Origin of the sequence: Acetobacter cibinongensis (assembly GCF_000963925.1) — a bacterium.
GTDB lineage: Bacteria > Pseudomonadota > Alphaproteobacteria > Acetobacterales > Acetobacteraceae > Acetobacter > Acetobacter cibinongensis.
Genome location: NZ_BAMV01000030.1, coordinates 1 through 11,497 on the forward strand (window position 1 = coordinate 1; position 11,497 = coordinate 11,497).

At 47.6% G+C, this 11,497-nt stretch carries 11 protein-coding genes; 2 read left to right on the forward strand and 9 right to left on the reverse strand.

Translation table 11 applies throughout. The features are described from left to right. Window positions 1-395 precede the first annotated feature (395 nt). Entirely contained in the window at window positions 396-1,490 is a 1,095-nt protein-coding gene (locus Abci_RS12695) for a glycosyltransferase family 4 protein (protein WP_048839556.1), read from the forward strand. On the opposite strand, the gene Abci_RS12700 is transcribed toward Abci_RS12695, so the two are convergent. From Abci_RS12700 to folE, 8 genes are all read right to left on the reverse strand, one after another. After that, on the reverse strand, window positions 1,487-2,287 hold the full coding sequence (locus Abci_RS12700) for a glycosyltransferase family 2 protein (RefSeq protein WP_048839557.1): 801 nt from the start codon (window positions 2,285-2,287) through the stop codon (window positions 1,487-1,489). The two genes, Abci_RS12695 and Abci_RS12700, sit on opposite strands and share 4 nt — an antisense overlap. Before the next feature lie 270 nt (window positions 2,288-2,557). Further along, window positions 2,558-3,301: a hypothetical protein gene (locus Abci_RS12705; RefSeq protein ID WP_146806710.1), complete on the reverse strand. Its 744-nt coding sequence runs from the start codon at window positions 3,299-3,301 to the stop codon at window positions 2,558-2,560. Between the two features lie 331 nt (window positions 3,302-3,632). After that, window positions 3,633-4,463 carry a hypothetical protein gene (locus Abci_RS12710; RefSeq protein WP_048839559.1) on the reverse strand — a complete coding sequence of 277 codons (831 nt, stop codon included), beginning with the start codon at window positions 4,461-4,463 and terminating at the stop codon, window positions 3,633-3,635. Between the two features lie 392 nt (window positions 4,464-4,855). Further along, a complete protein-coding gene (locus tag Abci_RS14385; RefSeq protein ID WP_371861361.1) occupies window positions 4,856-5,122 on the reverse strand; it encodes a transposase in 267 nt (88 codons plus the stop codon). A 314-nt stretch (window positions 5,123-5,436) separates the two neighbouring features. Then, window positions 5,437-6,327 (reverse strand): delta(1)-pyrroline-2-carboxylate reductase family protein, encoded by an 891-nt coding sequence (locus tag Abci_RS12720; RefSeq protein WP_048839560.1) that lies wholly within the window; start codon window positions 6,325-6,327, stop codon window positions 5,437-5,439. A gap of 534 nt (window positions 6,328-6,861) precedes the next feature. Beyond that, the gene (gene zigA, locus Abci_RS12725; protein WP_048839561.1) at window positions 6,862-8,091 is read right to left on the reverse strand and encodes a zinc metallochaperone GTPase ZigA; all 1,230 of its coding nucleotides are present in this window, start codon (window positions 8,089-8,091) and stop codon (window positions 6,862-6,864) included. A 13-nt stretch (window positions 8,092-8,104) separates the two neighbouring features. Further along, on the reverse strand, window positions 8,105-8,614 hold the full coding sequence (hisI, locus tag Abci_RS12730) for a phosphoribosyl-AMP cyclohydrolase (RefSeq protein ID WP_048839562.1): 510 nt from the start codon (window positions 8,612-8,614) through the stop codon (window positions 8,105-8,107). Continuing rightward, a complete protein-coding gene (gene folE, locus Abci_RS12735) occupies window positions 8,611-9,222 on the reverse strand; it encodes a GTP cyclohydrolase I FolE (RefSeq protein WP_048839563.1) in 612 nt (203 codons plus the stop codon). The genes hisI and folE overlap by 4 nt, the downstream gene beginning before the upstream one ends. A 185-nt stretch (window positions 9,223-9,407) precedes the next feature. Here folE and Abci_RS12740 point away from each other — a divergent pair, with 185 nt between their 5' ends. Next, window positions 9,408-9,941: a DUF1826 domain-containing protein gene (locus tag Abci_RS12740; protein ID WP_048839564.1), complete on the forward strand. Its 534-nt coding sequence runs from the start codon at window positions 9,408-9,410 to the stop codon at window positions 9,939-9,941. A gap of 476 nt (window positions 9,942-10,417) precedes the next feature. Here the strand turns inward: Abci_RS12740 and Abci_RS12745 are convergent, their stop codons facing one another. Continuing rightward, a complete protein-coding gene (locus Abci_RS12745) occupies window positions 10,418-11,320 on the reverse strand; it encodes a site-specific integrase (protein WP_244877687.1) in 903 nt (300 codons plus the stop codon). Window positions 11,321-11,497: the final 177 nt, after the last annotated feature.

The following is an 11,497-nucleotide window of genomic DNA, read 5'->3' on the forward strand; positions in this document are numbered from 1 at the left end:
TTAAGGTGTTGCGACGACCGGTTGAATCCGCCTTCGATCCCTCCATCTTAACAGACTGCTATGGGGAAGTTGCTTTCCTCAGAAAGAGAAAACGCTCTGGTTTGGCACAGCTACATCCAAAAATAAGTTTTGTAAAAATACTGACACAAATGGAACAAAGATGTTAAAAGAAAGCGGTGGTTTTCAATGTGGCTCGTGAGTTTCACTTGGAAATTTAACATGCAAACAAATTTTGGAACGAGTTTTAGCAACGGTCCTTACCCGCAGATTTATGTATGCAAAGACTCATGAGTGCATGGAAGATGGTTTCGCGCCTAACTAGCAGCGAGGACCATCTTACTGTTTTTGGCTAGAGATAAATAGAAAATTTTCCTTATGAAGGGCATGTATAGAATATGAAAATTGATTATCTCGTAACAAGCTTAGAAAATGGGGGAGCTGAATTTGCTATTCCGTCCATCGTGCAGAGTTTGCAGCGACATGGGTGCGAAGTAAGAGTTATAGCTTGTGAACCACGAGATATGAAAGCTGCCCCAAAATTAGAGGAGGCTGGTATTCCGTACGAGGTGATGTTTTATAGCAGGAAAAATGTTTTCATATATACAAGAGCATATTTGAAGCGTGTTAAATCTGACCCACCAGATGTTATATGGACATCTCTTAGTGGTGCTACAATGGTCGGGCAACTAGTCGGAAAATTAGCACATATTCCTGTAGTAAGCTGGAAACATAGTGCTAAGGTAAGAATTTATACCCAATTTTTTCGAAAACTTTCTCAGCTTTGGGTAGCAGACTCAGCTATCGTAGAGTTATTTTTGCACGAAACAATGAGAATTTCAAAAAAAGATATTCTTTCTTGGCCGTTATATTATTGCGATATGCAGGACAATAAAACTAACTTTTGGGATGGTAAGCGTGTCTTACGTATCGGTAGCATGGGGCGATTACGAGAGCAAAAAAATTATGCAGTTTTAGTAGAAGCGATTGACGTGCTTCTTAAAAATAGGCCTGATTTAAAAAAACGTTTTACGTTATCTATTGCTGGACGCGGTCCATTAATGGAAATGCTTAATCAAAAAATAATTTATTATAAATTAGAAAATTCTATTTATTTACTCGGGTACAATGAACGACCAGAAGAATTTTTAGAAACATTAGATATCTATATTCAACCGTCAACATTTGAAGGGATGTGTCTTGCTGCGCACGAGGCTATGGCAGCAAGCCTCCCTGTTGTGGCAACGCCAGTTGGTGAGTTGGCTTATAGTGTGATTGATAAAGAAACTGGGTTTCTAGTAACTGGTGATCTAAAATATAGTATTGCGCATGCATTGGAAAAATTTTTTGATGAACCAGATACAGTAACGCGTTATGGGAAAAAAGCGCGGGACTTTGTTTCACAAAAATATAGCCTTAAGAGTTTCGACGAAGCAAGTGGGCGCATAGTACAACACATAAAAAATATTTTAGTAAAAAGAAATAAAGATTAATTATTTTCTTTCCATGGTTGCTTTCGTAATTCAATGATATTAAGTCCCCTTTTTTCAAAGCGAGGGGCAAGGAAAGAATAAAAAAACCAATCTTTTAGCAAAAAAGGCGTATAACGGTAAATCAGCTTTTCTGTTTTGGTCCATGTAATTTTACTGCGATCGCAACGACGGCTAGAGACAATACACCACAAACCTAAAGGATAGACTATATCGCCGATTTTTAATAATCTTTGAACAATTTCATGGTCTTCAAACATATAAGGCCATATCTGATTATCAAAGCCGCCAACTTTTTTGTATAGTTCAGTATTGAAAGTTTCTGCATATCCACCAGCGTGACACTCGGAAGTATAAATGCGCGATAGAATTTGTATTTTTAAAATGCGGATAATATTTTTCAATGAAATTGACGAGTTTTTAAGGCTGGTAGCCATAACAGCTACAGGTTTTTTTGTTTTTTTAGAATAAGCCTCACTTGCCTTTTTTAAATAATTAGGAGGGTAGTGTGTGTCAGCATCCCAAACGGCAAAATAGGAGGTTTTAACACATTTCGAAGCCGTCATTAGTGCGAATATTTTTCCTAGTTTGTCTTCATTGAGTAAAATAACATCGAAGAAATTATCATACTTTTCCTTGAATTTATGTGCGATTTTTTCGGATGAGTCTGAAGAAGCATTGTTAATCAAAATAACCTGATCAGGTTTTTGGATTTGATGCGCGATACAAGCAAGAGTAGCTTCTAGATATTCCTTTTCATTGTAATAAGGAATCACAATGCTCCAAGTTTCCGTGGTCATAAAAGAACTCCTCAACAGTGGAAAAAATTTTTTTAGGGCAAAAAAAGTTTATCGTGGTCAATTTTTTTCTTTTGGATCCGGTTGCACGGATAAATATATATTGTTGTTTTGTTCTGTTTTTACAGACGCAACATACTGGTCAACTGAAATGGTATGTTTGATATAGAAATCGTTATAAACTTTCGAAACATGATATGTCTTGCCTTGCATAAAAGCATACAGATCAAATATCAGCATAAGAAATATTATAATGTTTTTCTTCATGATATATCAGGCCAGTGTCTTTAGTCCATGTATCCAAAAATATATTAATGTAATATGTAAACAAGCAAAAATAAAAAGCAATAGATAGCGATAGCTTTTCCTTACGCTTAAGGCAAAATAGATGAGGAACTCTATTACCAACGGGTTAGCAAAAACGAGTCTGCCTATTGACTTTACGCCAGTAGAGCACGCGAGTAGAAAGGTCAGAGCTATTAAAAATCCCTCCAATCGCCAGCCATAATTTATCATTGCACAGATTGTAATAATAGCAATTAAAGAAATGTAAGTTGCAGTAAGATGCTGATGTTCGTGTAGATTATCAAGAATATGAAGCGGAAATGGCTTTAATTCTCGCCCCCATGCAATTTGCACATGAGAGAAAGCAAATCCATCTCCCACTTTTCCTGAAAGGTAAAGTACAAAAAAAGAAAGACCAAGGCCACCTGAGACGACCAACAGTAAACTATCCTGAATAGAATTTTTGTTTTTGTTATAACATAGCCACCATAAAGCCAGACCGATTGCCATAACGAAACCTGTTGGGCGTGTCAAAGACATTCCACAGCGCGCCAGAGCAGAAAAAATTAACTTATTTTCCCTCAAAAAAACAATCGAAGAAAGTAATAGAACACCATATAAAGGTTCAGAGTATTGTGAAAAATACCATATATTAAAAGGGTATAATGTAAATAAAGCGATAAACCACGTTTTTTTGATTTGCAGGCTTTTAAGTGTTAAGTTTTTAAGCATAAAAATACTATTAACGGCCAAATAGCATAATTTAGAATTAAGCCACTTACATGATAATTAAAATTGCTTGTAGTCGAGATAATTCTAACTAAAATGGGATAGGCTGGGAAGAAAGCCCAATTGGCCTGGCCGAGCCTGTTTACTCCTTCAGTTATAGCACTCTCAGAATAACCATTTTTAGCGATTCCCACATACCATGCGCAATCCCAGCGGCATGCTGCTATGGTTGCAGATTCCACGCCGTGTGCCATAATGTTATAAGAAAGAAAATTTAATAATAACAAGGTAAAAATTAATAAAAACCGCTTCGTGAGTTGTTGGGAAAAAATTCTCATTTATTTTTTTCGTATAAAAAAGTGAATTTTTCGAGGAGATCAGTAATGTGTTGTGGTATTGCAATACGGTCTTGGCGGTAGTTAAGTTGCTTTAGTAAACTTTTTTGCACTAATTCATCGTGAAAATTTCCCATCATACCATTGATAGCACTCAAAAAACGAGACATTTTATAGTAGATTTCATCAGGATAGAGGGTCCGTAAGGTATCAAAAAACGAGACATGCCGACTGATAATTTTGCGCAATCCATGGAATTGAGCTGGTGTCACAGATTGTAGAGCCAAAAATTCAGGAATACGTTTTCCATCGTTTCTGAAGTGGTGTATGAATTTTTGAGTATCAAGCTGTGCGTTTTTCACATGTTCTCGAGTAAATTGAGAAAGGGGCCAAGCCGTAATGGCATTTAAAATGATCCCATTATATAGAGTCTTATTTTTTATCTGATTTCGGAATGCGTCTTGTGCTTCACCCATTAAAGTGGACGTCGCTTCGAAAAGAAGGGGTCTTTTATGAGAAGCGGTGTACAGTATAAATGCAAACCCCATATGTTTGTATTTTGCTCTTATATATTTATATAAAATTCTTTCTTCTGAATTAAGATCTTTATTTGTAATGATTTTTTTTGTAAGGTGACGCAATTGTGTGTTTGAGACGCCATCAAGCCAAAGTTGTTGGCAAAGATTTAAACATCGTAAGAGCTGTTCAGACGAAAATTTTGTTGGAAGATATGCGGGTAGTTCAATGTGTTCATCAATAACATCGTCGACGAGTATGGCAGCAAAGAGCTGGTCAAGCGTTTGCTGAGAAAAGCGCGTACGGACTGACATTGAGAGCCTTACAAAAACGTGGGAATAGTTTTGGAGGATAGGGAATGTGTTTGTTCTTTAGAATGTTGGCCTAAGTAAAGTCAAGTCATGAGATAAGTTATATTTATATCAAGAGCATATCATAAGGTATAAAAAATTAATTAATTGACGTTTTAAAATTGATTTTTCTTGAGCTATCATAATGCCTATGGCGTGTCGTTAGTTGATTTCAATGATAGCGGGAAATAAGTTGCACTCCTGTGAGGAGGGGTGATTTCAGCTTATCGCAGCGTGTTGCAATGCCTCTGAACTTTTTCAGTTTGGCGAAGAAGTGTTTAATGGTATTTCGTTTTATATAGAGCGAGAAAAGGATTTCCCGGGGGAACGCGTTGGGTTTTCTTTGAAGGGATAACCTATGTGTTTCCCTTATCTTCAAGCTTTTCAATGAGGGGAGCGGCGTCGTAAGCCTTGTCGGCGATGAAGGCCTTGGGATCGATTTCATTAAGCAATGACTCTGCTTCAATGATGTCTGCCTGTAGCCCAAGTGTCAGAGAAAGAGCCATAGCTTTTCCCGCAACATCGACAATAGCATGGGTTTTTGTGGTCAGTTTGCCACGAGACCGTCCGATGGCCTGATCCGCGCCCTTTTTTACCGACGCCCGCACTATGCTGGTGAGCACGGACAATCGTGCTTTCGAGCATCATGTATTCGTTGTCATGCTCAGCAGCCAGATGTCGCAAAATCCGTTCAATTACACCGTTTTCACACCAGCGACCCAGCCTTCCCACTGACCTGACCTTCGCGACCCGTAAGAAGGTCGTTTATCCACTGACCATCGCTAACACCATACCCGTCCCATTCACACTTTCTCCAAAAAACAGGGAGAAAACATCAGAGATCAGGTAGGAGTACAAGCTCATTCAAACCTTGCAACATAACTGACGACATATCCTGGTTTTACAACCAAGATAATATTAAAATCTGCTACGTGGACTATGTCAGGGATTGCATCGCAAGTCGGCAAGCGGCCAGATCCCACGCGGCACACCCGACACTTTTAAAAAACACCGGCTGGCTTTGAGCGGGTCTTTTCAGGAGAAAATCTGCAAGAGCACAGACGTCTGACCAATTTTTTCCGGCCTGCAGAATATCTCCTGCCTCATGGGGAGCGCCAATGGGATCATCGACGATGCAGAGACTATTCAGGACAATCTTGGGGCCTATTTCGATCATATCCGGGCGGTATGCCCCGACACCAATGACCAGTGTGTCCGGCGAAGCCTCTTGATTAAACAGGATTTCTCGACTGCTAGTGACAGAAATGACGGCATCATAGTGGTCTGGCGAATTACTCTCGGCTCTTACGCAGAGGGCGTGATAGCGGCTGTCAATTAGTGACTGGACATGCTCTGCGTTCCTGCCTCGTATCGTGACGGAAAGGCCTGGATAAAGCTCATTCAGTGCTTCAAGATGGACACGCGCCTGTGCGCCCGTCCCAATAAGCAGAACATGCTCAAGGCACGTTGGACGAAAACATGAGAGGCCGAGCATTGAAATTGCAGCCGTGCGTCGCTCGGTTGCGGTAATGCCGTCCATAGCGAATAGAAAACGTCCGTCTCTACCGTCGAGACAGGTAACCTGTCCCTGTAGCGTCGGCAAAGCTGTATTTCCTGGGAAAATGCTCAACAACTTGTGGGTGATAACGTCCGGCCCGCAGGCCACCATCGACAGCACTGTCCCGGTTCGGTCGGTAGACGGCACCACAAGACGTTCCGGACAGATGATGACTTGGTCCCGATATTCCTCAATGGCCGTCCTCAATGCTGCAATCAGCGGCTGGAAAGGAAGAACTTGTCGTGTCTCGTTCGCAGAAAGAAAGCGCATGGAAACTCCAGAAGGACGTCAAGAGCTTAGAATACTGCTTGAGGTCCAATTCGCATAGTCAGGACATGACGGCTGCTGCGCGGTGGACGACTGAAAATATAACGGTTGGGCGCTGTGCTGGGGCGTGTTGTCAGTTACCGGAGCAAGAGAACGGACAGGGTCAGCATTACGGTCAGCTTTTTGCTGGCGGATCATGGCTGGTTGAATTTCTGGCAGGCGTCACAGGAAGTTCTTGTTGCCCCTCCCAAACGGCATTTTTGACGATGTTGCAAATGTGTATTGCCTACGTACATCTGATTTCGAGGCATATGATCGATCTTTGTAAACCTCTGGTGGCCCTCGGCTTCCGGACACGCACATTTCGGCACTACAAGAAACAACACGTAGCTTTTGTATTAAGCAATCGGAATTTCACGAAGAAATTCCGAGCTATTTTTGGGCTGCGTCTCCTGGGAGATAATCTGCATTCCCACGTAATACCAGCTCGGGTTTTCATGGAAATAGAGTCCTCAGGAATGACGTGTGATTGCGCGATCAGGCCGGTTCAAGACTTTCTGACTGACGGCGCCAGACCGGAAAGGGATCGGGGAGGCGTGCGTAGCGTGAAGGCTCGAAAGGAGTATCTCCGAGATCCGGCACAAGACAGGCATCAAGGTTCCGGCGCAGTCCTGCTTCATCCATCTCCGCCGTGCCGATGAAGACGATTTCTTGCCGTCGGTCGCCATAGACGGCATCCCAGTTCCCCAGAACGAAATCCCGCCACTGATCGCTGTCCGGCCATTGGTTTTTCGGAATCGCGGCCCACCACAACCCCATTGCTTCGCTCCGCACAAGGGCTCCGGCTTGACTCATTTCTCCTACCCAGTCCGGGCGCGTGGCCAACCAGAAATGACCTTTGGCGCGCACGACACCCGGCCAGTCCCGGTCAAGAAAAGCTTGGAATTTTGCGGGCTCGAACGGACGCCGCGCCCGGTAGACGAAATTGCGGATGCCATATTCGTCCGTTTCAGGAACATGATTGGCAAACCCGTAAAGTTCCTTGAACCACAACGGATGCTGGTGCGCCTTGTCGTAATCGAAGCGACCAGTATTCAGGATCCGTTCAACAGGAAGCCGTCCCATATCGGTCTCAATAATGTCGGCGTCCGCATTCAGTGCGCGAATGATCTTCCGCGCCGCGTCCACCTGATCCGGCGTGCCGGTAGAGACTTTGTTGATGACCACGACATCGGCAAACTCGATCTGCTGGACAAGCAGATCGACCAGTGCGCGCTCGTCGTCTTCCCCGGCTGTTTCGCCTCGATCCTTCAGGAAGTCGCTGGAGGAATAGTCGCGCAGGAGGTTGACCGCGTCCACGACTGTCACCATCGTATCAAGCCGTGCGATATCGCTCAGGCTGACGTCATTCTCATCACGAAACTCAAACGTCGCAGCGACTGGTAGCGGCTCTGCGATGCCCGTGGATTCAATGAGCAGATAATCGAATTTCCCTTCCTCTGCGAGCCGCCGTACTTCCTGCAAAAGATCATCGCGCAGGGTGCAGCAGATGCAGCCATTGGTCATCTCGACCAGCTTTTCATCGGTGCGCGACAGATTGCTGCCGCCCTCGCGCACCAGATCGGCGTCGATATTGACCTCGCTCATGTCATTTACAATTACCGCGACCTTATAGCCCTGACGGTTATTCAGCACATGATTGAGGAGGGTCGTCTTGCCCGCGCCCAGAAAGCCGGACAGCACGGTGACGGGGAGTTTATTGTCCATGGGTGTGTTTCCTTCAAAGCTGTGTCGGGTTCGGGACGTCGCCATAGACGGCGACCGGATCAAAGGTTTTGTACGTTTCGCAAAAGACGAGTTCAGCCGATGACGCCGAAACAACTTCATCAGCAGGGAGATCGACACGCCGATAGAAACAGCTTCGATACCCCACATGGCAGTTCGCTCCTGCGCCTGCGGTCCGCACCCGCAACCATAGCGCGTCCTGATCGTCGTCGATCCGCATTTCGATGACATGCTGGATCAGACCGCTCGTGGCCCCTTTCCGCCAGAGGCACTGCCGGCTTCGGCTCCAGTAATGCGCTTCTCGGGTTTCGATGGTACGGGCGAGCGCCTCGGCGTTCATGACGCCGACCATCAAAACATCTCCGCTCTCCGCGTCTGTTGTGACCACGGTCAGCAGTCCCCTGACGTCAAAACGCGGAGCAAGATCGGTTCCTTCCTCGACCTGCTCGATAGAGACACGAGGTCGGAACTCTGTTGATGCAGAAGGTAGAGTTTCGCCCATCATACGCCTCCTATTCCCGCCATAGCGAAGAACTGGCGACGCAATGGTTCCGACGTCTCGAACTCGCCCAGCAGGCGGCTGGTAACCATGCTCACGCCCGGCTTGTGTACGCCACGCGTGGTCATGCACTGGTGCGCCGCGTCGATCACGACCGCGACGCCGCGTGGCTGAAGGACGCTCTGGATCGTGTCGGCGATCTGGGCTGTCAGTTTTTCCTGAATCTGAAGGCGATGGGCGAAGACGTCTACAAGACGCGCCAGCTTGCTGATGCCGACCACCCGCCTGTCGGGCAGATAGGCCACATGCGCCTTACCAATCAGCGGAATGACGTGATGTTCACAATGGGATTCCAGCCGGATATCGCGCAGTACCACCATTTCATTGTAGTTTCCGGTCTCTGCGAAGGTGCGCTCCAGAAGAGCAACCGGATCATCCTGGTACCCCTCGAAAAACTCCTCATAGGCCCGCACCACACGATCGGGCGTGCCGACCAGCCCCTCACGATCGGGATCATCGCCAGCCCAGGCGAGCAGGGTCCGCACGGCTTCTTCCGCCTGAGCTCGTGTCGGGCGTGGCCGGATTTTCCGGGGCGTTTCAGTCAGTGTGTTCATTCAGTCCTCGTTCCGGTATTGACTATGTTATGTTATACTATAACGCTAAGAGCCTCACTCATCATTCGTCAAGCTCCGGAGCCATGCCTTTTTCCACACAGCCCCGGTCTACGGCGGAAATTTCACGTTTCTCCTCACCGAAACTAGAAGCTCCATTCCGTAACCATCGGGGGCGTCCCGGTGCGATGCTGTTCATGGAAAGCTGGCCCGCGCCAAAAATCGACACGCCGCAAGAGGGCGCTCTGGGCTGTCCAGCACCGCACGTTGTCGCGTGTGCCCATGCGGCAGTCGTGATGGAGTTGCAAAGGCCGGACATCGATATGGTCGTATGGGGACGTAGAGTTCCCGCGGTATGGGAGACGCACCTCAAGGATTGGTCGGGTTCCCCATCTTCCCTCATTCTCTCCGGCAAGCCATCAGAGATCGCGAAGTCCCTTGCAGCCCCAACAGTGCTTCAGGATTGGCCTCCTGTCATTCTGACGGATGTCAGGGATCTGTCCTCTCTATTCGGTGCTTTGACGGGCGGCGTCAGACAGCACATCCGGCTGATGGCGTCCCCCAGTAGTGATGCAATATTCGAGTTTCCTCCTGATATCCTTAGGCTGATCTGCGCCTATGGGCGCACCGGGGCGGAATGGTGCAGTAATCAGGACCCGAAGAACGGCATCGTCCGCGCCCTGTCGCCTTTCGCTGTTGCATTCATCAGGGGCTTCAGCTGAAGGCCAGCCTGGCTGCCTCCATCGTCTCCCGACCAATGTCCCAAACGGCGAAAAGCTGGGGCCGATCCTCATGATCGATACAGTCTCCCCATGAAAGGCCGTGTCAAACAGCCTTCCCGCATCCGTCATGTTTCCAATACTCGGAATAGTAAAAGCATATCTTCACTGAGTGACGTACTCGACGCGCTGACGGAAACAGACACCCCGTTATCGGCTTACGATATCCTCCGGTGTGTCAGTCGTCCGGACCACCGCCGCTTTGTCCCGCCTACAATTTATCGGGCCTTAAAAAAAGCTCATCGCCAACGGGCTCGTTGGACGGCTCGAAAGTCGAAATGCCTTCATGCGGATACGGACAAGTGATCCGTCGCGCCTCGTCTACTGTATCTGCGACCGATGTGGCGCCGCGCAGGCGGTGGAAACAACGTCATCCTGTCAGCGGATCGACAGCGCAGCCGAGACCCTTGGATTCCAAGTCAGGCACCGGGTGATGGAGGTGCAGGGCGTCTGCGCACAGTGCAGTATCTATCCTTCTTTCTCGCCCGCATCGCAACACCCTCATCAGAACGGCCTTCCAACACGGCCCCCAAATGAGCCGCTGAACTGCCCCGGGTGTCAGTGGTCGGATTTCTGGGCCACGTTCGACGGCGCGATGCATGGTCTTCGTTTTCCCAAAAGACAAAGCGTGACGATTGAAGTCGATGTCGCGCCAACGCTTCTTCACGTCGGGTACCTTGTTCAATGGCAAATTGGACGAAAATTAGGTCATCTGGCCAGGGCGATGTTGCCATGGCTTCCAGCAGGCGGTCGTATTCATCACCAATGAGGCGACGGTTGCGCATCTTGTCTGCGTCAGCGGGCCGTTTCACTGCCGTTGCGGCGGCCGGGTTTTTTGAGAAAGGTAGGTCCCACTCTGCTATGGCGTGCTGGCAGATCGCAGCAAGCAGGTTGAGTCGTTTGACGACTGTGGCGGCACTGTATTTCTCAGCCAGTCGGTCCCGGAAGCTACGGACTGCAGTTGGTGTCAGATCGACCAATGGCAGTTGTGCGATCTCGTCCTGCAGAACGGAGGGGATGTGACCTTTACGATCATTGTCCCGTGCCTGCATTACCTCATGCACATAGCGGTCAACCAGTTCATGGACGGTCTGGCGTTCTAGTGGTCGCGCGTCTTCAAACTGTCCGAGTTCCAGTTTGGTGGACGTCGTGTCCAGCCAGCGGCGGGCGAGTTTGGCGGTGGAGAAGCTTTGATGGATCCGCTCGCCGCCCCTGATGCGCTTGCGGGCCCGATACTGGCCCTTGCCGCGATACTCCACGCCTGCGGGGAAGGGGCGGCCCGTTGCGGGGTCAATTTTAGCAGAAGAGATTTGGTCTTTCATGGTGAGCGTCGCTTGGGCCCAGCATAGCCTATTCATGGGCCCATTGGGACCATGTGCTTATCGTCTTTTTAGGCGATGGGCCCGAGGTGGGCCCAAAAGCAGTCAATCATTCCGGGACCACAACGCTAAGTCATTGAAAAGATTGGTATCCCGTACGGGATTCGAACCCGTGTTGCC